Source organism: Pelagimonas sp. KU-00592-HH (genome assembly GCF_040369695.1).
Classification (GTDB): domain Bacteria; phylum Pseudomonadota; class Alphaproteobacteria; order Rhodobacterales; family Rhodobacteraceae; genus Shimia.
Map to the genome: position 1 here is coordinate 1 of NZ_BAABWM010000004.1, position 26758 is coordinate 26758.

Sequence of the window (26758 nt, forward strand, 5' to 3'; positions counted from 1 at the left end):
GCCGCCGGTGAAGGGGGTTCTATGGTGAGTTCGGGGGAGCCGCAAGTGGTTTTTTGCAGAAATGTCATCTTTTTTCGATTTTCTCGATTTTTATCGTGTTTTTAAGGGGTTACGCAATTTCAATTTCAAAACCAGAGCCGTTTGCGCAAGAATATTACCGCAGCGCAGCATCACCTGTTGGCGCAATCAACCTTATCCACAGAAATGCCCACAGCGAATAGGCGTCCGGCCGGAATCGCAGGGTTCGGAACGTGGAATCATCGGTGAATCGGGCGGCGATTCACACGTCGGTATTGCGTCAGTATTGCAGAGGTATTGCGGAGGTGGCGATTCAGGCGCGGGCAGAGCGGCGAGTCGGCGACCAGCGCAGGGCCAGTAGCACGAGGATCACCGCGGCATAGACCAGGGGTTCGATCTGGAAGCCCTTCACCAGCATCACGAAGTGCAGACCGCCAAGCAGCGCCACGCCGTATGTGAGCTTGTGCAGCCTGTTCCAGCGACGCCCCAGCCGGCGCACCGACCAGTTGTTCGACGTCACGGCCAGCGGCAGCATCAGGACAAAGCCTGCCATGCCGATAGTGATGTAAGGGCGTTTGAGAATGTCGGCCCAGATCTGCGAGAGGATCTGCACATCCAGCACCAGCCAGACGAGAAGGTGCAGGAAGATATAGAAGAAGGCGAGGAGACCAATGGATCTGCGGAACTTCAGCAGCGTGATGCCGGTGAACTTGCGAAGAGGTGTCACCACCAGCCCGAGGATCAGCAGTTGCAGCCCGGCTTCTCCGAGACTGTTTTCCATGACCTTAACTGGGTCCACCCCCAGACCGCCGGTCAGCCCCTGATAGAGAAGCCAGACAGGATAGAGCGCGCCCAGCAGGTAGACCGGCCAGGTCGGCAGTTTCCGGGTCACTGTGTTCACCTTGTCCTTCAACACGTCTCTTACCTCTTCTCTATACTATAGGCGCATTTTGGCGCGTGCCGCAGGCTTGCCGCAATTCGGCCACTTTGCCACCCCAGTCTGCCGTCAGACACGAGCCATGCCAGCCATCTTTCATGGCAGCCAAGACCACGGATTTTGCAGAATGCTTTTTCATCACCAACTGACAGTTCTTACCCTGTCTCTCATCGCCGCCTACGTTGTCGCAATCGGGATCGCCCGCTGGACCCGCAGCAAGGGCCCTTTGTCCATCTATAGCCAGGACGGGGGATCGCTCGAGGCGGTCGGCCTCAGCTTCCTGTCGGATTTGGGGAACAACGCCCCGCGCGTGTTGCAAAACGGGTTTGTCGAACTGCGCCCCACCTGGGGGATGCGGCTTGGCGGGCCGGTGGTTGCCCTCGTGTTCATGGCAAACGTCGATTTCGGACCGCTCCTGATGTCCCTCGGCATTCATGATGGCAACCTGCAACTGACGATCTACACCTTCACCAGCCTGGTCTTCGCTTACAGCTGGATCATGCTGATGTTCTTCCAGCGGGTGATCTTTGATGAGGACCGCATCATCAGCCTTGGCATCGATCTGCGCCGGCAAGAGCGTGAGCTTTCGGATCTCACGGATATCAGGATGCACGAGTCGCGCCCGGCCCTTGTGCTGCAGTTTGGAAAACAGGCGCCGCTCTACCTGCCCAAGTTTCTGTCTCACCGCGACACCTTTGTTACGCGGATGCAGGCGATCATCGACGACAACCTGAACAATGGCGTGGTGCCGCCCATGCCCAAGCTGCGCGATCGCCTCGGGCTGTAGCGCAAGCCGGTTCATTTCAACCGCCAGCGCATCCCCTGCCCTCCTGGACCGGAGGACAGGGGACCGTGCCGTAGGAGCAGAAGACACAACAGTCACCTTCGAGGGGACGAAGAACGGTGTGACACTCCTGGCATTCAAAGAAGAACTGGCAGGCATCGGTAGGCATATCGAACAGATCAACATGGCCGCAGATTGGGCAGGTGAGAACCGACTGCGTCTCGACCATCAGAAGTGCTTGGCCAGATCCATACCCTTGTAGAGCTTGGCCACCTCTTTCTCATAGCCGTTGAACATCAGGGTTTCCTTGCGCCGGGCAAGAAGACCGCCACCAATGGTTCGTTCCGATGCCTGCGACCAGCGCGGGTGATCAACGTTCGGGTTCACGTTGGAATAGAACCCGTATTCGCGGCGGTTGGCCTTGTTCCAGCTGGTCGGGGGTTCACGGTCGGTCAGGGTGATACGCACGATCGACTTGATCGACTTGAAGCCATACTTCCACGGCACCACGAGACGCACAGGCGCGCCGTTCTGGTTCGGGATGGTCTTGCCGTAGATGCCCGTCGCCATAAGGGTCAGCGGGTGCATCGCCTCATCCAGGCGCAGACCCTCGACATAGGGCCATTCCAAAACAGGATATTTCTGGCCCGGCATCTCCTCGGGGCGCATCAGGGTTTCAAAGGCCACGTATTTTGCGCCCGCCTTGACCCCGGCCATATCCAGCAGATCGGCCAGTTCGAACCCGTTCCACGGCACAACCATCGACCAGGCCTCGACACAGCGGAAGCGGTAGATGCGCTCTTCGATGGTCATCTTCGACAGGATGTCGCCCAGCGCATATGTGCCGGGGCGGTTTACCATGCCGTCAATCTTGATGCTCCATGGTTCGGTCGTCAGGCTGTGGGCATATTTCGCGGGGTCGCCCTTGCCGGTGCCGAACTCATAGAAGTTGTTGTAGTTGGTAATGGTCTCCCAGCTGTCCGGCTTGAGACCGGCAGCATGGGCCACATTCGCCGCCAGACCGGCAACGCCAAGGCCAACCATGCCAGCCATGACCTGGCGGCGGTTGAGATAGGCGCCCTCGGGGGTCACATCGGCATGGGTCAGATCATTGGTCCAGCGCTTGGCCATCTGTCACTCCTTCTTCTCTCGTTACCCAAGGATGTATCTGCGACGGGCGCAAAAACCAAAGCACGTTGCCTCACGATGGCGTGGGGGAATTGTAACTTGGATAGATCTTGTTCATTGGCACCGACCGGCCATTGGGTTGAACGATCCGCACGTGGCGGCGGCGCATCTGACGGGGTTCGGACACGCCTACCGAATGGGCGATGGTCTCGACTTCCTTGATGATGGTCTTGGCATAGCGCGCGACGCGCTTGTATTTGCGCTCGACCACGAGGCCCTTCTGGAACCGGGGGTCATGGGTGGTGATGCCCGTGGGGCAGGTGTTCTTGTTGCATTTCAGCGCCTGGATACAGCCCAGCGAGAACATGAAGCCCCGCGCCGAGGTGACGAAATCGGCGCCGGCAGCCAGTGCCCAGGCGATGTCCCCGGGGTTGACCAGCTTGCCGCTGGCCACGATGCGAATGCGGTCGTGCAGGTGGAATTCATCCCGCAGGTCCACCACCATCGGAAGCGCCTCGCGCACCGGCATGCCGACAAGGTCGATCAGGGGCATCGGCGCGGCCCCCGTGCCACCTTCGCCGCCGTCAATGGTGATGAAATCCGGGGCGGCATCCGATCCCCGGCGGTCAATGGTCTCGAACAGCTCGCGCACCGCCGGTTCCGATCCGGCCACCGTCTTGATGCCCACCGGTTTGCCCGTCACCTCGCGGATACGCACGATCATGTCCAGGAGGTGGTCAAAGTTGTCGATCTCCTTGTGGCGGTTGGGCGAAATCCCGTCCTGCCCGACCTGAAGGCCGCGAATGGCGGCAATTTCTTCGTTCACCTTTTCACCGGGAAGAATGCCGCCTTTGCCCGGCTTCGCGCCCTGGGCCATCTTGATCTCGAACATGCGGATGTTTTCGTGTTCCGCCACCTTGCGCAGCTTCTTGTCCGAGAGATCCCCGTTTTCATCCCGCACCCCGAACTTGGCGGTGCCGATCTGGAAAACGAGATCACACCCGCCTTCGAGATGGAACGGCGAGACGCCGCCTTCTCCGGTGTTCAGCCAGACACCCGCCTCTTTCGCGCCCTGCGACAGGGCCTGCACGGCGGGTTTTGACAGGGCGCCGTAAGACATGCCCGAGATGTTGAAGATCGACGGCGCGAGATAGGGGGCGCGCGCCGTCGGGCCGATCAACAGCGGTTCTGTCTTGGCGAACTGGTCATCTAGCGGCGGAAAGGGATCGTTCACAAAGATCGGCGTGCCAACAACGCTCAGGTTGCGGGTCGAGCCGAAGGCGATGGTATTGCCCTTGCCCTCGCCGGAACGGGTGATCCAGTCGCGCTGAGCCCGGTTGAACGGCAGTTCCTCCCGGTCCATGGCAAAGAAATACTGGCGGAAGAATTCGCCCAGTTCCGAAAACAGGTGCCGAAAGCGCCCGATCAGGGGATAGTTGCGCCGCACCGCATCACCGGTCTGGAGCCGGTCCAGCACGAAAAGCACCATGGCCACCAGAACCGCGAGGCCAACCAAGGCCACAAAGATCAGCCCAAGCACCTCAACAATGTAAAACGCCCTATCCATCGACATATTCATATGTATGATCCTGTTATTGACCTGCATCAAAGCCACCCCGGCTCTGGACTTTACAGTGCGGCCTCAACATTCATGCTGCAAGTCACGTTTGCCCAAACTTTTCGGGAGAGAATTGTAATGAAAAACCTCGTTTTGGCCGCAGGCCTGACCGTCCTCGCCTCGATGGCCCCGGCAGATGAAACCGCCATCACCTATACCGTCGATCAGGAATACGGCGATGTCACCTTCGGCCTCGAAAGCGCCATCACCGACCGCGGGCTGATCATCGACGCGGTGAACCACGTGGGCGAAATGCTGGAACGCACCAAGGAAGACGTGGGCGGCACCAAAACCATCTTCCTTCAGGCCGAGGTCTACAATTTCTGCTCGGCCAAGATCTCGCGCGAGGTCATGGAAGCGGAGCCGATGAACCTCCAGTTCTGCCCCTATGGCATCTTCGTCATGCAGACCCCCGAAAACCCCGATCAAACCACCATCGGCTACCGCATCATGCCCGAAGGCCCGATGAAACGTGTGCAGGCGATGCTGGAAGAGATCGTTCAGGAAGCGATTTCGGAATAACCCCCTCAAGGGTCGCGCCCGAGCCTGGGTGGGCGCAAATGCGCCCTCCCGGGGGGAGGGTCGGGCGCGGCCCGGGCGATCCGCCCGTGCCATACATCCTTCTCAAATAGAAAAAGCCCGCCTTCTCAGGCGGGCTTCTCACTTTTCTGCCATTCGGCTCAATGCACCACGGCGTCGTCCGGTTTGGCGCGATCTGATGTGCCGACGCGGTCGCCGATGATGAGCCCTTCCGGACCCGCGGTCACCGGGATGGCCTCGCCATCCTTCACCTCACCACCCAAGAGCATCTCCGCCAGCGGGTTCTGCAACGCGCGCTGGATCACGCGCTTGAGCGGGCGGGCACCGAACACCGGATCATAGCCTTCGTCCGCCAGCCACTTGCGGGCATCTTCGTCCAGCATGATCTCGATCTTGCGACCGGCAAGACGTTTCTTGAGACGTGCCAGCTGAATGTCGACGATCCCGTCCATATCCGCGCGGGCCAGGCGATCGAAGATGATCGTCTCGTCCAGCCGGTTCAGGAACTCCGGGCGGAAATGGGCGCGCACCGCATCCATCACGTCGCGACGCGCATCCCCTGCATCCGCCCCATCCGGCAGTTGCGACAGCGCCTGCGCCCCAAGGTTCGAGGTCAGGATGATCAGCGTCTGCTTGAAGTCCACGGTGCGGCCCTGACCATCGGTCAGCACACCGTCATCCAGCACCTGCAACAGCACGTTGAAGACATCGGGATGGGCCTTTTCCACCTCGTCGAACAGCACCACCTGATAGGGGCGGCGACGCACGGCCTCGGTCAGAACCCCGCCTTCGTCATAGCCGACATAGCCCGGAGGCGCGCCGATCAAACGGGCCACGGCGTGTTTCTCCATGAACTCGGACATGTCGATGCGCACCATCGCGCTGTCATCATCAAACAGGAACTCGGCCACGGCCTTGGTCAGTTCGGTTTTCCCGACACCGGTCGGCCCGAGGAACAGGAACGAACCCAGCGGCCGGTTTTCGTCGTTCAGCCCCGCACGCGCACGGCGCACGGCATTGGCCACGGCGGTCACCGCGCTGTTCTGACCGATCACCCGGCGGTGCAAGTCATCTTCCATGCGCAACAGCTTTTCGCGCTCGCCTTCCAGCATCTTCGAGGTCGGAATGCCCGTCCAGCGTTCGACGACTGCGGCGATCTGCTCGGGGCGCACGGCCTCTTCGACCGTCATGTCACCTTCCTGCGCCTCGGCATCGGCCAGTTGCTTTTCAAGCCCGGGGATCACGCCATAAGACAGCTCCCCCGCCTTGCCGAGGTTGCCCTCGCGCTTGGCGATTTCCAGATCGGCGCGGGCCTGATCAAGCTGCTCCTTGAGATCACGGGCCGAGGCCAGCTTGTCTCGGCCAGCCTGCCATTTCGCCGTCATCTCGGCGGATTTCTCTTTCAGCTCGGCAAGGTCTTTCTGAAGCGTCTCGAGGCGATCCTTCGACGCCGCATCATCCTCGAGCTTCAGCGCCTCTTCCTCGATCTGCAATTGCAGGATCTGACGGTCCAGCGCATCCAGCTCTTCCGGCTTGGAATCAACCTCCATCCGCAGACGGCTCGCCGCCTCGTCCACAAGGTCAATGGCCTTGTCGGGCAGGAACCGGTCGGTGATATAGCGGTGCGACAGGGTCGAGGCCGTCACAAGCGCGCTGTCGGAAATCCGCACCCCGTGGTGCAGCTCGTATTTCTCCTTGATGCCGCGCAGGATCGAGATGGTGTCCTCGACCGTCGGCTCGGCAATCATCACCGGCTGGAAACGGCGGGCCAGGGCCGCGTCCTTCTCCACGTATTTGCGATATTCATCCAGCGTGGTGGCACCGATACAGTGCAATTCACCCCGCGCCAGCGCCGGCTTGATCAGGTTGGCGGCGTCCATCGCGCCATCGGTCTTGCCTGCGCCAACCAGCGTGTGCATCTCGTCGATGAACAGGATCACCTCGCCGGCAGCTTCGGTCACTTCGGTCAGAACCGCCTTGAGGCGCTCTTCGAACTCACCGCGATATTTCGCACCGGCAATCAGCGCGCCCATGTCCAGCGCCAGAAGTTTCTTGTTGCGCAGGGATTCCGGCACGTCGCCGTTGACGATGCGCAGCGCCATCCCCTCGGCAATCGCGGTCTTACCCACCCCCGGCTCCCCGATCAGGACCGGGTTGTTCTTGGTCCGGCGGCTCAGCACCTGCATGGCGCGGCGGATTTCGTCATCGCGCCCGATGATCGGATCGATCTTGCCCTCGCTGGCACGTTCGGTCAGGTCCTGGGCGTATTTCTTGAGCGCATCATAGCCCTCTTCCGCCGAGGCGCTGTCGGCGGTGCGCCCCTTGCGAATGTCATTGATCGCCGCATTCAGCGCTTGCGCAGAGACCGCGCCGCTTTCCAGCGCATCCTTGGCCTTGGATTTCACCATGACCAGCGCCATCAGGATACGCTCGACCGGCACGAAACTGTCGCCCGCCTTCTTGGCGAGCTTCTCTGCCTCGCTCAGCACCTTGACGGTGGCATTGTCGAGATAGGGCTGGCCGGTATCGCCGCTGACCTGCGGGATCTTGGTCATCGCCAGGTCAACCGCGTCACGCACCCGCTCGGGCGCGCCGCCAGCACGTTTGATCAGGTTGGCGGCAAGCCCCTGATCATCGTCCATCAACGCTTTCAGAATATGTTCTGGCACCATGCGCTGGTGGTTTTCCCGCATGGCAATGGTCTGTGCAGCCTGTACAAAACCGCGCGACCGCTCCGTGAACTTGCTCAAGTCCATGGTCACTCTCCTTCTCTCAAGCACCCGGTTGTTCTCGATGCGCCCGCTTTGCGGCACGCCCCTATTCCGGGCCTCGAAATCAATGTGGCAACTGCAGGTGGTACCTTCAAGAGGATGTGAACAAGAAAGCCCCCGAAATGAGCGAAGTCTGCCTTATTTCCCCTCGATTTGTCGGGCACAGTTTTGTCACAAGAGCAGAAGCAAGGGGCAGATCAATGTATGTGACCGAGATAGAAATCAACGAAATACCCAACGGCGGCGAAACGCTTGGCAGCGTCTCCTTTTGTTCTTACGAACGCCAGATCCAGGTGATGTGCGCAATCAAGGAAGAGGGCTTGCAGGACAAGGTCATGCGCCGCATCGCCTTCATCCGCGAGGCCCTGCGCCAGGTCCACCGGATGCCGGAATACCGCAACGGCCGCGGCCAGATCGACTTTGAACCGGGCCTTCTGCCCGACAACGCGCTCTGAACGCCGCAAATGTTTGACGCCTTCGGGCAAGGGGAGTAAGGCCAGTGCCGATACCCCCATGCCCCAAAGGAGTCTGCCCCATGTCCGATGATCGCCTGATCGTTGCCCTCGACGTCCCCAACGCACTGCAAGGCCTGAAGCTGGCGGAAACCATCGGTGACGCGGCCTCCTTCTACAAGATCGGCCTCGGCATGCTGACCGGCGGTGGCCTCGCACTGGCCAACGAACTCAAGCAGGACCACGGCAAACGCATCTTCCTCGACATGAAACTGTTCGACATCGGCGCCACCGTGGAAAACGCGGTGCGCGGGCTGGCACAGTTCGACCTCGATTTTCTGACCGTGCATGGTGACCCCTACGTCGTCAAAGCCGCCAAGGAAGGGGCCGCAGGCAAAGACCTCAAAATCCTCGGCGTGACTATCCTGACATCGCTGGACCGCAATGACCTCGACGGCGCGCTGATCAAACCGGGCGAAATCAAGGACCTGGTTCAGGAACGCGCGGGCAAGGCGTTCGAGGCCGGTGCCGACGGGGTGATCGCCTCGCCGCAAGAGGCCGCCCTGATCCGTGCCCTGCCCGAAGCAGAAGGCCGCCTGATCGTCACCCCCGGCGTGCGCCCCACCGGCGCGGCGCTTGGCGATCAAAAACGGGTCGCCACCCCCTCCAGCGCCATTGCAGACGGCGCCGACCATATCGTTGTCGGTCGTCCGATCTGGCAGGCCGAAGACCCTCGGGCCGCAGCACAGGCCATCGGCGACGAACTCTCCAGCCTCTGAAGGTCGCATCGGCACCGCTTCAATGCACCCGAAATACTCCCGCCGGAGGCATCTGCCGCTAAGGCTCTATGCCCCGGCGAGGTAGTCGGCCAATCGGGATTGAAACTGGGGGATGGCGCGCGCGTGCCGCAGGTAGTCATGCGCCTCCCACAAGGCCCATTCCTGCCCCTCGTCGCCAAACCGGATGTCCCCGTCCGCCCCTTCGGGCAGATGCGCCGCGAAAAACCAGAACGCCAGCCCCTTGCGCCAGTAGATACGCCCCCAGGACAGCGTCGCCTCACTCAGTATCAGCCCCAGTTCCTCTTGCACCTCACGCAACACACAGGCCGCACCGCTTTCCGTGCCTTCCCGCCCGCCACCGGGCATATCCCAATGCGCGGGCCAGGGAATGCCGGGCTTGTCATCCCTCAGGATCGTCAGCAGCCTGTCCCCGATGAACAAGGCCAGCTTTGCGCCGTGAAAGTCGGTGTCCATTCCGCCGTCAAATGATACACTCATGGTCCGATCCCTGATCCGTTCGAGAGCCCGATGCCTGCCCTGTGCCGCGATTGCCTGACCCCCTTCGAAAGCGAAGGTCGCTGCCCCTCTTGTGGCAGCCTGCGCGTCGTGCGTCACCCCGAACTGTTTGATCTCTCGATCGCGCATATGGACTGCGACGCCTTTTATGCCAGCGTCGAGAAACGCGACAATCCCGAATTGCGCGACAAACCCGTCATCATCGGCGGCGGTCGGCGCGGGGTGGTGTCCACCGCCTGTTATGTCGCGCGCATTCGTGGCGTGCGGTCGGCCATGCCCATGTTCCAGGCCACCAAACTGTGTCCCGATGCGGTGATCATCAAGCCGCGCATGTCGGTCTATGCCGAGGCCTCGCGCCAGATTCGCGCGATGATGGATGAACTCACCCCCGACATCGAACCCCTGTCACTGGACGAGGCCTTCATGGACCTCTCCGGTACCGCCCGCCTGCACGGCAAACCGCCCGCCGTGATGCTGGCGCGGCTGGTCAAACGCATGAAAGACGAACTTGGGCTGACCGGCTCTATCGGCCTCAGCCACAACAAGTTCCTCGCCAAGGTGGCCTCTGACCTCGAAAAGCCACGCGGGTTTTCCGTGATCGGACAGGCCGAGACCGCCGCCTTCCTGCATGACAAACCGGTGCGCATGATCTGGGGCGTGGGGGCGGCAACGCAATCATCGCTCGATCGTGCGGGCATCCATACCTTTGCCGATCTGCTGCGCTGGGACGAACGCGACCTGACCGCGCGATTCGGCTCGATGGGCACACGCCTCTGGCATCTTGCACGCGGACAGGACCGCCGTCGCGTTTCCGCCAATGCGCCGATGAAAAGCATCAGCAACGAGACAACGTTTTTCGAGGACACGGGCGACGCCGATATTCTTGACGGCCACCTCTGGCGCATGTCGGAAAAGGTCTCGGACCGTGCCAAGGCCAAGGGCAAGGCAGGCCGTGTTGTCACCCTCAAGCTGAAACGCGCCGATCACAGCCTGATCTCGCGCCGTATCGCCCTGCGTGATGCCACGCAGATGGCGGACACGCTCTATTCCACCGCCCGCGGTCTGTTTGATCAGGTCGGCAATCAGGGGCCTTACAGGCTGATTGGTGTGGGACTGGCCGATCTTGTCCCCGAAGCCGCCGCCGACCTCTCGGGCGATCTTCTCGACCCCAGGGCCGCGCAGCGCCGCAAGGCGGAACGCGCCACCGATGAAATCCGCAAACGCTTTGGCAGTGACGCGATTCTCAAAGGGCGTGCGATGCGGTGATCCCGGTTACTCCGCCGCGAGGCTCTGGCGGGGCAGACCGATGGCCACGATGCGGGCGATGACCTGTTCGATCTTGGCTCGGAAGGCTTCAAAGTTGCCATTCGGCTCAACCCTCGCCTCATCCATATAGAGCGAGCGGTCGATCTCGATCTGGATGGCGTGCTGCTTGCGCGAGGGGCGACCATAGTGCTGCGTCACAAAGGCACCGGCAAAGGGCGTATTGCGCGACACCTTGAGGCCGACATCCACAAAGGCCTGTTCGATCTCATCCACGATGTCGGGCTCTGCGGCCGCGCCGAAACGATCGCCCAGTACGATATCAGGACGCCCCCCGCCGCTGCGCGACAGGTTCTCGACCGCCTCATGCGGCATGGAATGGCAATCGATCAGGATCGCACGCCCGAACTGGGCCCGTGATTCGTCGAGAAGGCTTTGCAGACGGTCATGATAGGGCCGCCAATAGCGCGCGATTCTCGCCTCGGCCTCAACCATGTCGATTTTCCCGTGATAAATCGGCCGCCCGTTGGCGACCACGCGGGGAATCACCCCGAGGCCCGAAGCCACGCGCGGGTTGTGCCCGCCCTTCTTAACACCGTGGATCAGCGCCGGGTCCAATTCATCGGGCGCACGGTTCAGATCAAGAAACGCACGCGGCGCACCGGCCACCAGAAACGGCGAGCCGAACTGCGGCGCGACCTCGAAAAGCCTGTCTACAAAGGCGTCTTCCGAACTGCGGATGCTATGGGCATTCAACAACGAGCGCCGCACGAACCATTCCGGGTAGTCGCACCCGCTGTGGGGCGACGCAAAGACAACAGAGGATCTCCGCTGTTCTGGCTGCATAAGGCTGTAGGCGCGTTTCGGCATTGTCTCTCCTGTACTCGAAAAATATAGAACAAAAAATAACGTGGTCGAAAGCCCTTGCGCCCCGGCGCGACTCCTTTTATAGACCCCGCTACCGGCGCGGATTTCCGCGCCCCCTTTGATTAAGGGGGTTGGATTTGAGCCGGCCAGAGTGGGCGATTAGCTCAGCGGTAGAGCACTTCGTTGACATCGAAGGGGTCACTAGTTCGATCCTAGTATCGCCCACCATTCTAATTCATCGCTTCGCAGCACTGCGAAGTACCCGTCAACCCGGCGCATGTCGCGCCACGTAAGAGGAGAAAGGCCATGAAGGTCAAGAACTCGCTCCGCTCGCTCAAGCAGCGTCACCGCGACTGCCGTGTTGTGCGCCGCAAGGGCCGCGTTTATGTCATCAACAAGACGCAGCGCCGCTTCAAGGCACGTCAGGGCTAATTGCCCAAGACGCCTTAGCGTTATCAGGAAGGCCGTCCATCTGGGCGGCTTTTTCTTTTGGTAGGATGCAAGCGAGCAGATCAAGGCGCTCCGCTTCCAAAAGGTCTAGAATGCCCCATCAAAGAGGTATTCGAATGGCCGAGACACCCCTCCCCCCCGCTGCAAGACGTCTGGTCTCGACAATCGTGATCGGAGGCCTGTTGCTTACCGTTGCGGTGGGCATCATCGCGCGCATCACACTCGAAGCGCGCGGCGTTTCCGTCGTCAGCTGGTCGCGCGGCATCCAGCTGATGATTCCCCTCGCCATCTTTTTCGAAATCCCCTTCGTGGTGCTGGCAATCTATGTGCATCGCAAGCTCAAGTCGGCGCTGGCGGAGAACCCCGAACAGCTTTCCATGCGGTTGCACATGTACGTCGGGGCCTTCCTGGGGCTCTTTGTCTACCAGGGGTATTCGCTGTTCGGATTGACCACATATTCCGGCCCCGGCGGCTTTGCCAACGCGGTGATCCTCATGCTCGGAATGTGGATGATTACAGTGCCCTACATGCTGGCCCTCGGTGGCGGGGCCAGCGTGGTGGGCGGATTCTTCGGCTGGCTGCTCTGGAGAAAGCGCACCGGCCAGCTGTGACCTTAGTCGGTCGCCGCGGCAGCGACTTCGCGGCCCTCGTCAGGATCCGAGACCACATTGATGTGATACTCGTTAAAGGCGCGATCACGCACCTCGGCAATGCTGGCGTATTCCGGGCTACCGAACACGCTGTCTACAGCGGCTTTGTCCGGATATTCCACGATCACAACCGTCTGTGCCTTGCGCTTGCCAACGACCACCTCGTTCACATCAAAACGCTTGACGATCTTTGCCCCTGCCCGCTCGAGCAACGGCCCCGTAACCTCGAAGTATTTCCCAAGCGCCATCGGGTCGCTTTCATTGATCGACAGCAGAGCTACAACTGTCACTGGCATAATGGTCTCCTACCAAAATTCTTGGATCAAACATCGCCGGACGCAACGCATCCGGCACCCAATCATACCGCACTATCGCTCTATATGTGAGTCCGCCCCCTTTGACACGTCGAAAAAGGGGGCTAAATCGTCACTTTTGCATCTGTTGGCCGGGTGTCGAGAGCGAGATCTCCCACTCCTCTTCACTCATGTCCTCGGCAATGCCCTCGAACAGCGGCGTCGACAGGTAACGCTCACCGGTATCAGGCAGCATGACAAGGATGTTTGCCCCTTCAGGCGCATCCTTTGCCACCTCCATCGCGGCGGCAAACGTGGCGCCTGCCGAGATGCCGGTAAAGATGCCTTCCTCGGCCGCCAGACGGCGCGACCAGGCAATGCCATCCGGTCCCGGCACCTTGAGAAGCGAATCGTAGAACGCCTTGTCCATCGCCTCTTGCAGCACGTGGGGGATAAAGTCCGGCGTCCAGCCCTGGATCGGGTGCGGCGCGAAATGCGGGTGGCCTTCGGTCGGCTGGTTTTCATCGTTCCGGGTGTTGATATAACCCGAAGACAGGATCGCAGCGGCCTCCGGCTCGGCCAGGATAATCTTGGTGTCCGGGCTGCTCGCACGCAGGGCACGGCCCACGCCCGACACGGTGCCACCGGTGCCATAGCCGGTCACCCAGTAGTCCAGCGACTCGCCGTCAAAGTCGGCAAGGATTTCGCGCGCGGTGGTGTTCTCGTGGATGTCGGCATTGTCCGGCGTTTCGAACTGGCTTGCCAGGAACCAGCCGTTTTCCTCAGCCAGTTCCTTGGCCTTGGAATACATGCCGAAACCCTTGAGTTCCTTCGGCGTCAAAACAACCTTGGCCCCCAGAAAGCGCATCAAGCGGCGACGCTCGACCGAGAAGCTTTCGGCCATTGTGATCACCAGAGGATAGCCCTTGGCCGCACAGACCATCGCAAGGCCGATACCGGTGTTCCCCGAAGTCGCCTCGACCACGGTTTGGCCGGGTTTCAGGCGGCCATCGCGCTCGGCGGCCTCGATGATGTTAAGCGCAAGACGGTCCTTGACCGACCCACCGGGGTTGAAGGCCTCGAATTTCACGAAGACATTCACGTGCTCAGGGGCAATGCGGTTGATGCGGATCACCGGGGTGTTGCCGACGGTTTCCAGAACACTGTCATAGCGCTGGCCGCGGCCATTGGTTTGTCTGATGGTCATGTGAGACTCCCTCGTCGTCAGCGAATTCATGTGCATAAACAAAGGCGTTCTTGCGCCCCGAGTAAACCCGTTGCACGCAATCAGGGATAGGGTTCCAGACTTCGCGTCGCGCCAAGAATAAAGGCGCAGACCATGCCACCGAGTTGGGATCAGTAGCGGTCTGCGCCCTCTCTCTCGGGAAGAGAACCTTCAGGAGATCAGTCGTATTTGCGCTGATCCTCGATCACGATGCCATCCTTGGGCAGGCTGCCGGGGGCAACGATCTCGACCTTGCCCTTGAGCTTGAGCGTTTCGGCTACCGACTTGGCATAAATGCCCGCATCACCGCCCGCTGCCTCTACCTGCACCGTCATCACGTCCATCTCGCCCTCGCGGGTGGCGATGACGCGGGCCTTGGCAATCTCGTCATGTTTCTCAACCAGCGCGGCCACCTGCTCGGGGCGCACGAACATGCCCTTGATCTTGGCGGTCTGGTCGGCACGCCCCATCCAGCCCTTGATCCGCATGTTGGTGCGGCCACAGGGGGATTGCCCTTCCAGAACAGCCGACAGGTCGCCGGTGGCGAAACGGATCAGCGGATACTCGGCATTCAGCGTGGTCACCACGACCTCACCCACTTCACCCGGCGCGACAGGGGTTCCGGTGCCGGGGGTGACAATCTCGACGATCACACCCTCGTCCACGATCATGCCTTCCATCGCATCGCTTTCATAGGCGATGTTGCCCAGATCGGCAGTGGCATAGGATTGCAGGCAGGTGATGCCGCGATCGGCATATTCCTGGCGCAGGCTGGGGAACAGGGCACCACCGCCAACGGCGGCTTTGGTGATGTTCAGCTCGACGCCCATCTCGGCGGCCTTGTCGAGAATGATCTTGAGGTAGTCCGGCGTACCTGCATAGGCGGTCACACCAATCGCCGCGGCGGCCTGAACCTGAAGTTCGGTCTGGCCGATCCCCGCCGGAACCACGGCTGCGCCCACGGCCTTGGCGGCGTTTTCAAAGATCATGCCCGCCGGCGTCAGATGATAGGCAAAACAGTTCTGAACCACGTCGTCCGAGCCAAAGCCCGCCGCGTGCATCGCGCGCCCCATGCGCCACCAGTCATGCGTGGTGTTGCCCGGTTCATAGATCGGCCCTGGCGACTGAAAGATGTGGGCAAAGTCGCTAACGGGAATGGCGTTGAAGCCCCCCAGCGGCGGGTTTGCCGCCTGTGCCTTGCTCAGTTCCGATTTGCGCAGAACTGGAAGTTTCACGAGGTCCTCAGCGGAGGTGATCGAAGACGGATCCACTTCGGCAAACGCCTCAGCATAGCCCGGTAACCCCTTCGCCCTTGCGATCTGTTCCGGCAATGCCTTGGCAAGATCCGCCGCCCGGTCTTCGGCCGAACGCGTTTCAAGGTCGTCAAAATACTGGCTCATCTGGCCGTCCTCTTTATTCTCACGGGCCACCTTTGTTGGCCCTCTCCCTGCTGGCCCGGTCTTGTGCGGGCGTAGCTCTCCTGTGGACAGGCCGATATCGCCCTGTCCCGAAACGTGTCAGGTCTCGTGTTACCTTCGTGCGGACACTTGGGGGCGGCTGTCCAACCCACCGCTGTGAGGCGTTAGCTCAGCCAACGCTTGCGGCGACGGTACGACCGCACGTCGCGGAACGATTTGCGGCCTTCATCCGACATGCCGAGATAGAATTCCTTAACGTCCGGGTTCTCGCGCAGTTCCGCGGCAGGGCCGTCCATCACCACGCGCCCGTTCTCGAGGATGTAACCATAGTGGGCAAAACGCAGCGCCACGTTGGTGTTCTGCTCCGCGAGAAGGAAGCTCACGCCTTCTTTCTCGTTCAGATCCTTCACGATGTTGAAGATCTCTTCCACAAGCTGCGGGGCAAGGCCCATCGACGGCTCGTCAAGAAGGATCGTCTCGGGGCGCGACATCAGTGCGCGGCCCATCGCAACCATCTGTTGCTCACCACCCGAAGTATAGCCAGCCTGCGATTTGCGGCGCTCCTTCAGACGGGGGAAATAGTTGTAGACCATCTCAAGGTCCTGCTGGATGTTCGCGCCACCGTCAGTCCGGGTATAGGCACCCGTCAGCAGGTTTTCTTCTACGGTCAGGTGTTCAAAACAATGCCGGCCTTCCATCACCTGGATCACGCCGCGCTTAACAAGGTCTGCCGGGTCGAGATCCTGAACGCGGTTGCCGCGATAGTTGATCGAACCCTTGGTGACTTCGCCGCGTTCCGAATGCAGCAGGTTGGAAACCGCCTTGAGCGTGGTGGTCTTGCCTGCGCCGTTGCCTCCCAGAAGCGCGGTGATACCGCCCTTGGGCACCGACAGGCTGACCCCTTTCAGCACGAGGATCACGTGGTTGTAGATCACCTCGATGTTGTTGACCTCAAGCAGGGTCTCTTCTGTGTGACCAGCGTCGAGCATATGAAACGTCTTTCCTAGAGGTTGGAGTTACCGGCCGGGCCAAAACCCGGCCGGAACTTTGTCTATGTCTTACTTACAGTTCGACGGGATGTTGTTTTCCGAAGCATAGGCGGCCGAGTCTTCGGCGATCAGACCACCGATCACTTCCATGTCGGTCGGTTTGAAGTCCGAGATCAGCGACCAGGTCTTCGAAGCTGCGTCCCACTGGGTCACACCAACGAGGCCGGGGCCACCGTGGTTTTCACAGGTAACGGTGAAGGACGGACCGAAGTTCGGCATGCCGAGAGCGGCCATTTTCTCTTCGGTGATTTCCAGCGCTTCCATACCGTCACGCATTTGCGACGCGTTGATATCTGCGGTGCCGTGGATCGCCTGGGCGGTCTTGGCGGCTTCGGCTGCAAGCATCGCTGCATACATACCGCGGTTATAGAGAACGTTACCGATCTGGTCGCCGGCACCTGCCGCCTTACCAGTGTCAACAACATACTTCTGGATGTCGTCGAAGATCGGGAAGTCACGACCAACGTTGTGGAAGGTCAGCGCCTTGTAGCCGTTCGCCTTGTCGCCAGCCGACAGAACGTCATGCTCTGCACCCGACCACCAGATACCGATGAAGTTTTCCATCGGGAAACGGATGTTCGCGGCTTCCTGGATGGCAACCTGGTTCATCACGCCCCAGCCCCACATCAGGACAAAGTCGGGACGCTCGCGACGGATTTGCAGCCACTGCGACTTCTGCTCCTGACCGGGGTGGTCAACGGGCAGCAGGCTCAGTTCGAAGCCGTGCTTCTTCTGCAGCTCTTCCAGGGTACGGATCGGCTCTTTTCCGTATGCCGAGTTGTGGTAGACCAGCGCGATTTTCTTGCCGCTGATGTCGCCACCGTTGCTTTCCAGCAGGTAGTTCACCGCACCCGACGCACCATTCCAGTAGGTGCCCGGATAGTTGAAGGTGTGGCTGAAGACGTCACCGTTGGCGGCCGAGGTACGACCATAACCCATGGTGTGCATCGGAATGTCGTCTGCCATGGTTTTGGGGATCAGCTGGTAGGTGATACCGGTCGACAGCGGCTGGTACACAAGTGCACCCTGGCCTTTGGTCGACTCGTAGCACTCAACGCCTTTTTCGGTGTTGTAGCCGGTTTCACACTCGAGCAGCTTGGTCATCACGCCGCCGATACCGCCGTCACGCTCGTTCAGCAGGGTGAAATAGTCTGCGTAGCCGTCGGCGAACGGGATGCCGCCTGCGGCGTAGGGGCCGGTGCGGTAGCTCAGCGACGGGAAGACCAGATCGGCCATTGCCGGCGCTGCGGCCATCAGGGCAGCAACTGCAGTTACAAAAGTCTTTTTCATCGGGTTTCTCCTCCCTTTGGTTTGTCCGATGTTGTTGTCCGGGGGCTCCTCCAGCCCCCGAATTCCGGTTGGATGAGGCCCCGCCTTAGTGCGGGAAGGGCCACAGCCGCAGTTTTTCTTTGGCAACGCGCCACAGTTGCGCGAGGCCATGAGGTTCGAGGATCAGGAAGACCACGATCAGCCCCCCTACGATCACCAGCTGAAGGTGCGCCACCAGGTCGGTGGGCATGCCCAGCCAGTCCACGCCGACCACTTTCAGGACGACGGGCAGCAGCACCAGGAAGGCCGCGCCGGCAAAGGAGCCGAACATCGAGCCAAGGCCGCCGATGATCACCATGAAGAGCACGAGGAACGATTTGTTGATGCCGAAGGCTTCGCCAACTTCCACCGCGCCAAGATAGACCGAGAAGAACAGCGCGCCCGAGATGCCGACAAAGAAGCCGGAGACTGCAAAGGCGCTGATCTTGGCCTTGAGCGGGTTCACACCGATGATCTCGGCGGCGATGTCCATGTCGCGAATCGCCATCCACTTACGGCCGGTCATGCCGCGGGTCAGGTTGCGGGCGATCCAGGCGCTGCCCACCAGGAAGACGAGGCAGAACAGGTAGGTTGCCCAGGCCTGGGTGTTGGGGCCGGTCACTTCGATGCCGAACAGGGTACGCTCGGGCGCGTTGATCTGGCCCGAAGCCGAGTAGTTGTAGAACCACGGCACACGGTTGAAGAGCCACACCAGGAAGAACTGTGCCGCAAGCGTTGCCACCGCGAGGTAGAAACCCTTGATGCGCAGTGACGGCAGGCCGAAGAGGACGCAGACAAAGGCCGTGATGCCGCCCGAAATCAGCACGTGGAAGAAGATATTCACTTCCGGCATCGCGGTCATCAGCTTGTAGCAGGCATAGGCGCCCACCGCCATGAAACCACCGGTCCCCAGCGATACCTGCCCGCAATAGCCGACAAGGATGTTAAGGCCGATCGCCGCGATGGCGTAGATCAGGAAGGGCAGCAGGATCGCGTTTGCCCAGTAGTCGTTGATCAGGAACGGGACCACGAGGAAGGCCACCACCATTGCGGTGTAGTACCCCAGACGGTCGAACCGGATCGGGAAGGTCTGGTTGTCGGATGCGTAGGACGTTTTGAAATCGCCCGCTTCACGATAGAACATGTTTCTTAGCTCCCTTGCGCGTGCGCACGATTGCGCGCTTCGGCGTCAAGTTGGTTGGACTTCTTGGCATAGCCGCTCGCTTCGGCGGCGCGCACAAGTTTGAAATAGGCGAAGATACCGATGATAAGTCCGGCAAAGGCCAGGATGACCGCCATCGTCACTTGCCCGTCGTCGAAGTCTTCCGCCGTCACGGCGAGGTATCCGAAGGCCCAGAAGCCGGACCAGGCAACAACATTGAGGATGGCGATCAGCTTGGTCATGGACTTATACCCTCTCGATGATCTTCTCGCCGAACAGGCCTTGCGGACGGAACACGAGGAAGATCAGGGCGAGGACGTAGGCGAACCAGTTCTCGGTCGCGCCGCCGACCATCGGGCCGATTGCGAATTCGAACAGTTTCTCACCCACACCGATGATCAGGCCACCGACAATCGCTCCGGGGATCGAGGTAAAGCCACCCAGCATCAGAACCGGCAGGGCCTTGAGCGCGATCAGCGACAGCGAGAACTGCACGCCTGATTTGGCGCCCCACATGATGCCTGCGACAAGGGCCACGAACCCGGCAACCGACCACACCAGAACCCAGATGAAGTTCAGCGAGATCCCCACCGACAGTGCCGCCTGGTGATCGTCCGCCACGGCGCGCATTGCGCGGCCCTGCTTGGTGTACTGGCTGAAGATAACCAGTGCAGCAACAAGGATGATGGCGACGATGGTTGCGGTGATGTCGAGGTTGTCGATGAAGAAACCATAGCCGAAGATGCCATAGGTGAATTCGTCGATCGGGATGTTGATACCCTGCGGCAGACAGGCGTTCGCGGTCATGCAGACATCAAGCTTCTTGATCTCCGAGTTCCACATCAGGTCGGCAAACCCTTCAAGGAAGTAGGCAAGGCCGATGGTTGCCATGAACAGGATGATCGGCTCCTGGCCAACCAGGTGTTTGAAGACGACCTTCTGAACCGCCCAGGCCAACAGGATCATGACACCAACCGTCAGCAGGATCGCGATGAACGAATGGATGTGCCAGCCGAAGTGGTGAATGTGCGTGCCAAGCATGGCGTTGATCAGGTGGGCAAAGGGCACTTGGCCCTTCTGGATGCCGACAAGGGTCATCGCTGCGAACAGCGCCATAACACCCTGGGCAAAGTTGAAGATCCCCGAGGCCTTGTAGATGAGAACGAAGCCCAGCGCCACGAGGGCATAGAGCACGCCTGCCATCAAGCCGTTGAGGAAAACCTCCATGGCAAATACGAGTTGTTCAGGCATGCTTCACACCTCCGATTTTCGTTTGTTTCTCAGTGCGTTGATTAGTCATGCGACACCCCCAGATAGGCGTCGATCACCGCCTGGTTCGAGCGCACTTCGTCGGGCGTGCCATCACCGATCTTCTTGCCGTAATCCATCACGACAACACGGTCGGAAAGGTCCATCACAACGCCCATGTCGTGTTCGATCAGGGCGATGGTGGTGCCGAATTCGTCATTCATGTCGAGGATGAAGCGCGACATGTCTTCCTTCTCTTCGACGTTCATGCCGGCCATCGGTTCGTCAAGCAGCAGGATCGACGGTTCCGCCGCCAGCGCACGCGCCAGTTCCACCCGCTTCTTGAGACCATAAGGCAGACGGCCAACCGGGGTTTTCCGGATGTGCTGGATCTCGAGGAAGTCGATGATCTTTTCCACGAACTCGCGGTTCTCGATCTCTTCCTGCTCGGCCTTGCCCTTCCAGATCGCCTGGCTGAACAGGCCCGCATTCATCTGGCGGATACGGCCGGTCATGACGTTGTCGAGAACGGTCATGCCTTCGAAAAGCGCGATGTTCTGGAAGGTCCGGGCGATGCCCTGTTCGGCCACCTGATAGGGTTTCATCGGCGGGCGTTTCTTGCCCTTGTACCAGACCTCACCCTCCTGCGGGACGTAGAAGCCCGAGATGACGTTCAGCATCGACGATTTGCCGGCACCGTTCGGGCCGATGATGGCGCGGATTTCGCCCTCGCGGATGTCGAACGAAATGTCGGTGATCGCCTTCACACCGCCAAAGCGCAGCGTGATGTTCTTCATTTCCATCACGGTCGGACCGATCGTGCGGCCGTCTTCGGTGACGTAGCTTTCCTGCGTGCTCATTCTGCGGCTACCTTTGCTGCGGTTGAGACCACGGCGGCGTCACGCAGTTCCAGCGTCGCGCTGATGCTGCCCTTGCGGCCATCTTCATAGGTCACCTCGGTGGTGGTATCGACGGAGGTCGAGCCGTCATACAGACCGTCCACCAGATCCTTGAACTTGTCGGCAACCACGACACGGCGCACTTTGCGGGTCCGGGTCATTTCACCGTCATCGGCGTCCAGTTCCTTGTGCAGAACAAGGAAGCGGTGGATCTGACAGCCCGACAGCATCGGGTCTTCGGCAACCGATTTGTTCACCGTCTCAACGTGTTCCTGGATGGTGTCCAGAACCTTGGGGTGACCCGCCAGTTCCTGATAGGACGCATAAGCCACGTTGTTACGCTCGGCCCAGTTGCCCACGGCGGTCAGGTCGATGTTGATAAAGGCAACGCACTTGTCCTTGCCATTGCCAAACAGAACCGCCTCGAGGATGTCTGGATAGAACTTGAGTTTGTTCTCAACGAACTTCGGCGCGAACATGCTGCCGTCGGCCATTTTGCCAACGTCCTTGGCGCGGTCGATGATGCGGAGGTGGCCGGATTTCTCTTCGAAAAAGCCCGCGTCACCCGTGGCAACCCAACCCTCGGCGTCCTTGGTCGACGCAGTGGAATCCGGGTTGTTGTAGTATTCGACGAACACGCCGGGCGAGCGGTAGAAGATCTCGCCGCTGTCGTCGATCTTGATCTCGACATCCGGTGCAGGCACGCCAACGGTGTCGGCACGCACTTCGCCATCAGGCTGAACGGTGATGAAGACGGTCGCTTCGGTCTGGCCGTAAAGCTGCTTCAGGTTAATACCCAGCGAACGGTAGAATTCAAAGATTTCCGGACCAATCGCTTCACCCGCGGTATAGCCCACACGCACGCGGCCAAGGCCAAGCGTGTCTTTCAGCGGGCCGTACACCAGCGCATTACCGATTGCATACTTGAGACGATCAGCACCGCTCACGGGCTTGCCGTCCAGAATGTCGCCACCAACCTTCTTGGCGTGCTCCATGTATTTGTGGAACGTCTTACGCTTGAAGCTACCCGCGTCTTCCATGCGGATCATCACGTTGGTCAGCTGGGTTTCGAACACGCGCGGCGGTGCGAAGAAGTAGGTCGGGCCGATCTCGCGGAGGTCGGTCATCATGGTGTCCGCCGATTCCGGGCAGTTCACGCAGAAGCCACACCAGTAGGCCTGGCCCACCGAGAAGATGAAGTCACCCACCCATGCCATCGGCAGGTAGGAGAGGATTTCCTCTTCCGAAGTCAGGTTGTCGAACTCGGACGCGTTCTTGGCCGATTCGATCACGTTGCGGTTCGACAGAACCACGCCCTTGGGGCGGCCGGTGGTGCCCGAGGTGTAGAGCATCACGCAGGTGCTGTCGTAAGTCAGCTTCTCACGGCGCTCCTTGAGATCGGTGATGAACTCGTCATAGGCGGCACGGCCCTGGTTCTGCACGTGGCTGTACTCGTGCAGCGCGTGGTGGTCGTACTTACGCATGCCACGCGGATCGATGTAGATCATGTGCTCGAACTGGTGCAGGTGCTCCTGGATCTCGATGATCTTGTCGACCTGTTCCTGGTCTTCCACGATGGCGAAACGCGCGCCGCAGTGACCAAGGATGTACTCCATCTCTTCCGCAGCGCTGTCGTTGTAGACCGGCACCGGAACGGCACCGACCGACTGGGCGGCGACCATCGCGAAGTAGAAATACGGCCGATTGCGGCCGATGATGGCGACGAAATCGCCCTCGTTAACGCCGAGGTTGATCAACCCAAGCGCTAGCGCTTCAATCTCTTTCTCGGTTTCTGCCCAAGTCCAGGTCTGCCAGATCCCGAACTCCTTCTCCCGATATGCAGACTTTTCTGCGTACAGGGTGGCGTTACGCTGCAAAAGCGCCGGAATGGACGCAAGCCCACCGGTCGCCTGTGACGACTGTGCCAAATTCTAATCCTCCCTAAAGCCCGCCTCTACGGGCCAAATCGCCGAAACGATTCCTCCACCACTAAGGTGCGGGTTTCAGACTGTGCGTCAACTTTTTCCTGAACATTTCCCAATCCTTACGAATTGTAACAGGGCACATTTCCTGCTTTTCGTTCCCGTGAAACCGGTGTTAGCCATAGTGAAGGAGGACCTGAAAATGCCCGCCACTTCCGGCACGATTCAGGCCATGACAATGGCCGGCCTGAACCTGATCCAACAGGCGCTTTCGATCTATGACAGCGATCTGAAACTGGCCGTTTCCAATGCACGATTTCGGGAAATGTTCCGTCTTCCCAGCCATTTGGCGACACCCGGTGCCGATTTTGCAGAGACCATACGCTACCTTACGGAGCGCGGAGAATACGGCGAGATCGAAGACATCGAAACCTTCGTTCAAGGCAAGGTTGATCAGGCCCTCGCATTCGAAGCGCACTATGTGGAACGTCAGCGGTCAAACGGCCGCTGGGTCAGTATCGAGGGCTTCCCCTTGCCCGAAGGGGGGTGGGTCGCCGTTTACACCGACATCACCGCCACCCGTAGGCAGGAGTTGCTGCTGCGCTCGCGCTCCGAGGAACTCTCGGATCAGCTGCTGCAATACGCCGAAGAGCTTTCGGCCACCAACCGACAGCTCGAATCAACCATCACCGCGCTGGAAGAGGCAAAGCGCCAGATCTCGATTTCCGAGGCCCGCACCCGCCTGACCACCGAGATGATGCCGGCGCATATCGCCCATGTCGGCCCTGACCGGCGCTACACCTATTCCAACCGCAGGCTGAATTCCGTGATGCCGGGCCGGCCCTCTAACATCATCGGCCAGCATATTCGCGACGCCCTTGGCGACTCCGCCTACAAGGCCATTCGCCCGCATCTCGACGATGCTTTCAAGGGCAAGGCCTCGGCATTTGAATTCAACGACCACATGAGCACGCGGCGCATCCGCACCGCCTTTACCCCTGACAGCGGAACCGGCGAGGAACGGGGCGTCTATATCCTGTCGATGGACATCACCGAGGAAACCCAGACCCGCGTCGCCCTGCAACAGACCCGGCGCCGCGAAATCGCCGCGCAGATGACAAGCGGCCTTGCGCATGATTTCTCGAACCTGCTGACAATCATCCTCGGGATGCAGTCGAAACTTCAGAAGATGCCCCTGTCGGAAGACGCCAGCGAACTGGTCGAAGCCACGCTGGCCGCAACCCATCGCGGCGGAACCCTGCTCAACCGCATCGCCGACATGACAGGCCACCGCGCACCGGAAATGCAGCCCACCAACATGGCCGCCTTCTTTGCCGACCTGAACACGCTGGCTACATCAACCCTTCCGGCGGGCATATCGCTGACCATCAATGACCGCATTCCCAACGAAACCCTGCTTGTCGATCCCGGCATGTTGCAGGATTCGCTACTCAATCTTGTCCTGAACGCGCGCGATGCCTGCACCGGCCACGGGGCTATCACGCTCGACGCCGACATTGTTCACGACACCTGGGTGCAACTGCGGGTCTGTGACACCGGGACGGGCTTTTCCGAAGAAGCCCTGAAACACGCGCTTGATCCGTTCTTCACCACCAAGGGCAGCGAGGGATCGGGCCTTGGTCTTGCCATGGTCTATGACGTGACCAAACTGGCGGGCGGCGAGGTGCGGCTGGAAAACACCGATGTTGGCGGCTGCGTGACCCTGCGCCTGCCGCTGCGCCGTGCCAAGCGTGATTCAACACCCGGCCTTGCCCTGCTGGTCGAGGACAACCCCGACCTTCGTGGCTTGATCCGGGACATGCTGACCGAGATGGGCCACACCGTGATCGAAGCCGCCAGCGTCGACGAAGCCCAGATCCTGCTGGCGCAGGTGCCCGACATCTCGATTGTCCTGTCGGATATTTCCCTTGAAGGTGAAGCCACCGGCGTAGACCTGATCCGCACATTGCCAAGCGACGGGGTGCCATCTTTCCTGATGACCTCCTTGCCGCAGACCCACCCCCTCTATATCGAGGGGGCTGCCCGTGCCCCTGTTCTGTCAAAACCGTTCAGCGCCGGACAGCTTGATGCCTTCCTGCATGCGAGGTGACCCATGACCGCTCCGCTCGTGACCATTCTTGATGACGAACCCGAAATCCGCTCGATGCTCGCCGATGCGCTCGAAGACGCGGGTTTTCGCACCATGGGCTTTGGCCGTGCAACCGAATTCGAAGCGGCCCTGCAAACCACCACGCCCGATGTCTGCCTCGTGGATCTCGGCCTGCCCGACAAGGACGGCCTGACCCTTGTGCACCGTCTGGCACTTGAACAGGGGGCCGCAGTGATCATCATCTCGGGCCGCGCACAGGTACAGGATCGGGTTACCGGCCTCGAACTTGGGGCCGATGACTATATCATCAAACCCTTCGATCCTGCCGAAGTGGTCGCCCGCGTCCGCGCCCGTCTGCGCAAGGAACGCCCGGCCTCACCCGCCTCGAGCAACACCGCGCGCTTCAACGGCTGGACCGCCTATTTCGACCGCTACGTGCTGGAAGATGAGACCGGCACCGAAACCACCTTCAGCCATGCCGAAGGCGAAGTCCTGCGCCTGTTCCTTGACAGCCCCAAACGCCTGATCAGCCGGGCGCACATGCAGGAAACCCTTGGTGGTGCCGCCGGTGAGAGCTTTGACCGCGCCATGGATGTGCGCATCTCGCGCCTGCGCACCAAGCTCAAGGAAGATCCCAAGAACCCCCGCCTTATCAAGACGATATACGGTGCCGGCTATATCTTTCTGGGGGATGTTTCCTGGGGTTGAGATCGCCCTAAACACCCCCATAAATTGATCTCAGAACCTCAAAAACAACAAAATGTAGGTAAATCCCCCATATTATGTTATCCTACCCGTGCAGACAGGTAGGAAACAACTATGAGCAGTCTCGAGCAGTACACAGCCCTTACCGCATTGTGGATCGCCGTGGCATGGGTGCCCTACATCCTGGATCGGATCATGGTGCGCGGTCTGATGGGCGCACTTGCGAACTACGATCCTGACGCCACGCCACAATCGGCATGGGCTCAGCGGGCGCAACGCGCGCATCTGGTTTCAGTTGAAGCTTTCGCCGCGTTCGCCCCGCTGGCCATTCTCGCGATGATCAAGATGCCCGAGGATGGCTATCCCGGCATTCTGGCGATGACCTTCTTCATCGGAATTATCGCTCACTACATAATTTACGTGCTGGGCATCGTGGTCCTGCGCACGCTGGCATTCGCGCTGGCGGCCTTCTCCACGATCGGTCTGGCCCTGCGCGTTTTCGGAGTGATCTGAGCTCCTCCCACAAGGGTTCACTCCCTCTGCCCCCATGAACCCCTCTCTGGTCATGGGGGCCTTTTTTGAACTTAGGCAAGGAACAGGGCTTCGCCCTCAAGCCGCGCAAATCGGCACGCCCGGAATGCAAGCG

Annotated in this window: 27 protein-coding genes and 1 tRNA gene; 11 read left to right on the forward strand and 17 right to left on the reverse strand. The window is 60.3% G+C overall.

Translation table 11 applies throughout. The annotated features are described in order from the left end of the window. Window positions 1-331 precede the first annotated feature (331 nt). Complete coding sequence (gene msrQ / locus ABWV42_RS15355; RefSeq protein ID WP_353340947.1) at window positions 332-934, reverse strand: protein-methionine-sulfoxide reductase heme-binding subunit MsrQ; 603 nt, start codon at window positions 932-934, stop codon at window positions 332-334. A gap of 148 nt (window positions 935-1082) precedes the next feature. On the opposite strand from msrQ, the gene ABWV42_RS15360 reads away from it, so the two are divergent. Next, complete coding sequence (locus tag ABWV42_RS15360; RefSeq protein ID WP_353340948.1) at window positions 1083-1742, forward strand: hypothetical protein; 660 nt, start codon at window positions 1083-1085, stop codon at window positions 1740-1742. A gap of 16 nt (window positions 1743-1758) precedes the next feature. Here the strand turns inward: ABWV42_RS15360 and ABWV42_RS15365 are convergent, their stop codons facing one another. The 3 genes from ABWV42_RS15365 to ABWV42_RS15375 all read right to left on the reverse strand — a co-directional run bounded on the left by ABWV42_RS15365 (window position 1759) and on the right by ABWV42_RS15375 (window position 4434). Beyond that, on the reverse strand, window positions 1759-1968 hold the full coding sequence (locus tag ABWV42_RS15365; RefSeq protein WP_255108884.1) for a GDCCVxC domain-containing (seleno)protein: 210 nt from the start codon (window positions 1966-1968) through the stop codon (window positions 1759-1761). Then, a complete protein-coding gene (gene msrP, locus ABWV42_RS15370) occupies window positions 1968-2870 on the reverse strand; it encodes a protein-methionine-sulfoxide reductase catalytic subunit MsrP (RefSeq protein WP_353340949.1) in 903 nt (300 codons plus the stop codon). Before msrP ends, ABWV42_RS15365 begins: the two co-directional genes overlap by 1 nt. Before the next feature lie 70 nt (window positions 2871-2940). Beyond that, window positions 2941-4434, reverse strand: a complete 1494-nt coding sequence (locus ABWV42_RS15375) for an FMN-binding glutamate synthase family protein (protein ID WP_502930973.1) — start codon at window positions 4432-4434, stop codon at window positions 2941-2943. Between the two features lie 129 nt (window positions 4435-4563). On the opposite strand from ABWV42_RS15375, the gene ABWV42_RS15380 reads away from it, so the two are divergent. Next, window positions 4564-5007, forward strand: a complete 444-nt coding sequence (locus ABWV42_RS15380) for a DUF302 domain-containing protein (RefSeq protein ID WP_353340951.1) — start codon at window positions 4564-4566, stop codon at window positions 5005-5007. Between the two features lie 158 nt (window positions 5008-5165). On the opposite strand, the gene clpB is transcribed toward ABWV42_RS15380, so the two are convergent. Continuing rightward, complete coding sequence (clpB, locus tag ABWV42_RS15385; protein WP_353340953.1) at window positions 5166-7781, reverse strand: ATP-dependent chaperone ClpB; 2616 nt, start codon at window positions 7779-7781, stop codon at window positions 5166-5168. Between the two features lie 215 nt (window positions 7782-7996). Between clpB and ABWV42_RS15390 the strand changes: the two genes are divergently transcribed. Next, window positions 7997-8251: a hypothetical protein gene (locus ABWV42_RS15390; protein WP_353340954.1), complete on the forward strand. Its 255-nt coding sequence runs from the start codon at window positions 7997-7999 to the stop codon at window positions 8249-8251. 80 nt (window positions 8252-8331) lie between these two features. Then, a complete protein-coding gene (pyrF, locus tag ABWV42_RS15395; RefSeq protein WP_353340956.1) occupies window positions 8332-9027 on the forward strand; it encodes an orotidine-5'-phosphate decarboxylase in 696 nt (231 codons plus the stop codon). Between the two features lie 66 nt (window positions 9028-9093). On the opposite strand, the gene ABWV42_RS15400 is transcribed toward pyrF, so the two are convergent. Next, window positions 9094-9525 carry an NUDIX hydrolase gene (locus ABWV42_RS15400; RefSeq protein ID WP_353340958.1) on the reverse strand — a complete coding sequence of 144 codons (432 nt, stop codon included), beginning with the start codon at window positions 9523-9525 and terminating at the stop codon, window positions 9094-9096. A 30-nt stretch (window positions 9526-9555) separates the two neighbouring features. Here ABWV42_RS15400 and ABWV42_RS15405 point away from each other — a divergent pair, with 30 nt between their 5' ends. Further along, window positions 9556-10809, forward strand: a complete 1254-nt coding sequence (locus tag ABWV42_RS15405; protein WP_353340960.1) for a DNA polymerase IV — start codon at window positions 9556-9558, stop codon at window positions 10807-10809. 6 nt (window positions 10810-10815) lie between these two features. Here the strand turns inward: ABWV42_RS15405 and ABWV42_RS15410 are convergent, their stop codons facing one another. After that, window positions 10816-11676 (reverse strand): N-formylglutamate amidohydrolase, encoded by an 861-nt coding sequence (locus tag ABWV42_RS15410; RefSeq protein ID WP_255108898.1) that lies wholly within the window; start codon window positions 11674-11676, stop codon window positions 10816-10818. A 150-nt stretch (window positions 11677-11826) separates the two neighbouring features. Here ABWV42_RS15410 and ABWV42_RS15415 point away from each other — a divergent pair. From ABWV42_RS15415 to ABWV42_RS15425, 3 genes are all read left to right on the forward strand, one after another. After that, window positions 11827-11901, forward strand: a tRNA-Val gene (locus tag ABWV42_RS15415). Window positions 11902-11979: 78 nt separating this feature from the next. Beyond that, the gene (gene ykgO / locus ABWV42_RS15420) at window positions 11980-12105 is read left to right on the forward strand and encodes a type B 50S ribosomal protein L36 (protein ID WP_012177066.1); all 126 of its coding nucleotides are present in this window, start codon (window positions 11980-11982) and stop codon (window positions 12103-12105) included. Window positions 12106-12239: 134 nt separating this feature from the next. Continuing rightward, entirely contained in the window at window positions 12240-12734 is a 495-nt protein-coding gene (locus ABWV42_RS15425; RefSeq protein ID WP_353340961.1) for a hypothetical protein, read from the forward strand. 2 nt (window positions 12735-12736) lie between these two features. On the opposite strand, the gene ABWV42_RS15430 is transcribed toward ABWV42_RS15425, so the two are convergent. The 10 genes from ABWV42_RS15430 to ABWV42_RS15475 form a co-directional block, all read right to left on the reverse strand. Beyond that, window positions 12737-13069 (reverse strand): DUF1330 domain-containing protein, encoded by a 333-nt coding sequence (locus ABWV42_RS15430; RefSeq protein ID WP_255108902.1) that lies wholly within the window; start codon window positions 13067-13069, stop codon window positions 12737-12739. Between the two features lie 130 nt (window positions 13070-13199). After that, window positions 13200-14273, reverse strand: coding sequence for a cysteine synthase A (gene cysK / locus ABWV42_RS15435; protein WP_353340962.1), 1074 nt, complete (start codon window positions 14271-14273; stop codon window positions 13200-13202). 197 nt (window positions 14274-14470) lie between these two features. Then, entirely contained in the window at window positions 14471-15691 is a 1221-nt protein-coding gene (locus ABWV42_RS15440) for a phenylacetate--CoA ligase family protein (protein WP_353340963.1), read from the reverse strand. Window positions 15692-15873: 182 nt separating this feature from the next. Then, on the reverse strand, window positions 15874-16698 hold the full coding sequence (locus tag ABWV42_RS15445; protein WP_255108907.1) for an ABC transporter ATP-binding protein: 825 nt from the start codon (window positions 16696-16698) through the stop codon (window positions 15874-15876). Window positions 16699-16767: 69 nt separating this feature from the next. After that, on the reverse strand, window positions 16768-18048 hold the full coding sequence (locus ABWV42_RS15450) for an ABC transporter substrate-binding protein (RefSeq protein ID WP_255108909.1): 1281 nt from the start codon (window positions 18046-18048) through the stop codon (window positions 16768-16770). A gap of 85 nt (window positions 18049-18133) precedes the next feature. After that, window positions 18134-19210, reverse strand: coding sequence for a branched-chain amino acid ABC transporter permease (locus ABWV42_RS15455; protein ID WP_353340964.1), 1077 nt, complete (start codon window positions 19208-19210; stop codon window positions 18134-18136). A 5-nt stretch (window positions 19211-19215) separates the two neighbouring features. Beyond that, window positions 19216-19470 carry a hypothetical protein gene (locus ABWV42_RS15460; RefSeq protein ID WP_255108913.1) on the reverse strand — a complete coding sequence of 85 codons (255 nt, stop codon included), beginning with the start codon at window positions 19468-19470 and terminating at the stop codon, window positions 19216-19218. A gap of 4 nt (window positions 19471-19474) precedes the next feature. After that, window positions 19475-20479, reverse strand: coding sequence for a branched-chain amino acid ABC transporter permease (locus tag ABWV42_RS15465; protein WP_255108915.1), 1005 nt, complete (start codon window positions 20477-20479; stop codon window positions 19475-19477). Between the two features lie 41 nt (window positions 20480-20520). After that, window positions 20521-21336: an ABC transporter ATP-binding protein gene (locus ABWV42_RS15470; protein WP_255108916.1), complete on the reverse strand. Its 816-nt coding sequence runs from the start codon at window positions 21334-21336 to the stop codon at window positions 20521-20523. Continuing rightward, entirely contained in the window at window positions 21333-23303 is a 1971-nt protein-coding gene (locus ABWV42_RS15475; RefSeq protein WP_353340965.1) for an AMP-binding protein, read from the reverse strand. Before ABWV42_RS15475 ends, ABWV42_RS15470 begins: the two co-directional genes overlap by 4 nt. 196 nt (window positions 23304-23499) lie before the next feature. Here ABWV42_RS15475 and ABWV42_RS15480 point away from each other — a divergent pair, with 196 nt between their 5' ends. From ABWV42_RS15480 to ABWV42_RS15490, 3 genes are all read left to right on the forward strand, one after another. Further along, window positions 23500-25407 (forward strand): hybrid sensor histidine kinase/response regulator, encoded by a 1908-nt coding sequence (locus tag ABWV42_RS15480; protein WP_353340966.1) that lies wholly within the window; start codon window positions 23500-23502, stop codon window positions 25405-25407. A 3-nt stretch (window positions 25408-25410) separates the two neighbouring features. After that, window positions 25411-26115, forward strand: coding sequence for a response regulator transcription factor (locus tag ABWV42_RS15485; protein ID WP_255108922.1), 705 nt, complete (start codon window positions 25411-25413; stop codon window positions 26113-26115). Window positions 26116-26226: 111 nt separating this feature from the next. After that, window positions 26227-26625 carry an MAPEG family protein gene (locus ABWV42_RS15490; RefSeq protein WP_255108924.1) on the forward strand — a complete coding sequence of 133 codons (399 nt, stop codon included), beginning with the start codon at window positions 26227-26229 and terminating at the stop codon, window positions 26623-26625. The last annotated feature ends 133 nt before the right edge of the window (window positions 26626-26758 follow it).

What these genes read in the sequence shown, in the direction of transcription:
- ABWV42_RS15360 (WP_353340948.1), top strand. Translation starts at nt 1,083, where the DNA reads ATGCTTTTTCATCACCAACTGACAGTTCTTACCCTGTCTCTCATCGCC.
- ABWV42_RS15365 (WP_255108884.1), bottom strand. Translation starts at nt 1,968, where the DNA reads ATGGTCGAGACGCAGTCGGTTCTCACCTGCCCAATCTGCGGCCATGTT.
- msrP (WP_353340949.1), bottom strand. Translation starts at nt 2,870, where the DNA reads ATGGCCAAGCGCTGGACCAATGATCTGACCCATGCCGATGTGACCCCC.
- ABWV42_RS15375 (WP_502930973.1), bottom strand. Translation starts at nt 4,434, where the DNA reads ATGGATAGGGCGTTTTACATTGTTGAGGTGCTTGGGCTGATCTTTGTG.
- ABWV42_RS15380 (WP_353340951.1), top strand. Translation starts at nt 4,564, where the DNA reads ATGAAAAACCTCGTTTTGGCCGCAGGCCTGACCGTCCTCGCCTCGATG.
- clpB (WP_353340953.1), bottom strand. Translation starts at nt 7,781, where the DNA reads ATGGACTTGAGCAAGTTCACGGAGCGGTCGCGCGGTTTTGTACAGGCT.
- ABWV42_RS15390 (WP_353340954.1), top strand. Translation starts at nt 7,997, where the DNA reads ATGTATGTGACCGAGATAGAAATCAACGAAATACCCAACGGCGGCGAA.
- pyrF (WP_353340956.1), top strand. Translation starts at nt 8,332, where the DNA reads ATGTCCGATGATCGCCTGATCGTTGCCCTCGACGTCCCCAACGCACTG.
- ABWV42_RS15400 (WP_353340958.1), bottom strand. Translation starts at nt 9,525, where the DNA reads ATGAGTGTATCATTTGACGGCGGAATGGACACCGACTTTCACGGCGCA.
- ABWV42_RS15405 (WP_353340960.1), top strand. Translation starts at nt 9,556, where the DNA reads ATGCCTGCCCTGTGCCGCGATTGCCTGACCCCCTTCGAAAGCGAAGGT.
- ABWV42_RS15410 (WP_255108898.1), bottom strand. Translation starts at nt 11,676, where the DNA reads ATGCCGAAACGCGCCTACAGCCTTATGCAGCCAGAACAGCGGAGATCC.
- ykgO (WP_012177066.1), top strand. Translation starts at nt 11,980, where the DNA reads ATGAAGGTCAAGAACTCGCTCCGCTCGCTCAAGCAGCGTCACCGCGAC.
- ABWV42_RS15425 (WP_353340961.1), top strand. Translation starts at nt 12,240, where the DNA reads ATGGCCGAGACACCCCTCCCCCCCGCTGCAAGACGTCTGGTCTCGACA.
- ABWV42_RS15430 (WP_255108902.1), bottom strand. Translation starts at nt 13,069, where the DNA reads ATGCCAGTGACAGTTGTAGCTCTGCTGTCGATCAATGAAAGCGACCCG.
- cysK (WP_353340962.1), bottom strand. Translation starts at nt 14,273, where the DNA reads ATGACCATCAGACAAACCAATGGCCGCGGCCAGCGCTATGACAGTGTT.
- ABWV42_RS15440 (WP_353340963.1), bottom strand. Translation starts at nt 15,691, where the DNA reads ATGAGCCAGTATTTTGACGACCTTGAAACGCGTTCGGCCGAAGACCGG.
- ABWV42_RS15445 (WP_255108907.1), bottom strand. Translation starts at nt 16,698, where the DNA reads ATGCTCGACGCTGGTCACACAGAAGAGACCCTGCTTGAGGTCAACAAC.
- ABWV42_RS15450 (WP_255108909.1), bottom strand. Translation starts at nt 18,048, where the DNA reads ATGAAAAAGACTTTTGTAACTGCAGTTGCTGCCCTGATGGCCGCAGCG.
- ABWV42_RS15455 (WP_353340964.1), bottom strand. Translation starts at nt 19,210, where the DNA reads ATGTTCTATCGTGAAGCGGGCGATTTCAAAACGTCCTACGCATCCGAC.
- ABWV42_RS15460 (WP_255108913.1), bottom strand. Translation starts at nt 19,470, where the DNA reads ATGACCAAGCTGATCGCCATCCTCAATGTTGTTGCCTGGTCCGGCTTC.
- ABWV42_RS15465 (WP_255108915.1), bottom strand. Translation starts at nt 20,479, where the DNA reads ATGCCTGAACAACTCGTATTTGCCATGGAGGTTTTCCTCAACGGCTTG.
- ABWV42_RS15470 (WP_255108916.1), bottom strand. Translation starts at nt 21,336, where the DNA reads ATGAGCACGCAGGAAAGCTACGTCACCGAAGACGGCCGCACGATCGGT.
- ABWV42_RS15480 (WP_353340966.1), top strand. Translation starts at nt 23,500, where the DNA reads ATGCCCGCCACTTCCGGCACGATTCAGGCCATGACAATGGCCGGCCTG.
- ABWV42_RS15485 (WP_255108922.1), top strand. Translation starts at nt 25,411, where the DNA reads ATGACCGCTCCGCTCGTGACCATTCTTGATGACGAACCCGAAATCCGC.
- ABWV42_RS15490 (WP_255108924.1), top strand. Translation starts at nt 26,227, where the DNA reads ATGAGCAGTCTCGAGCAGTACACAGCCCTTACCGCATTGTGGATCGCC.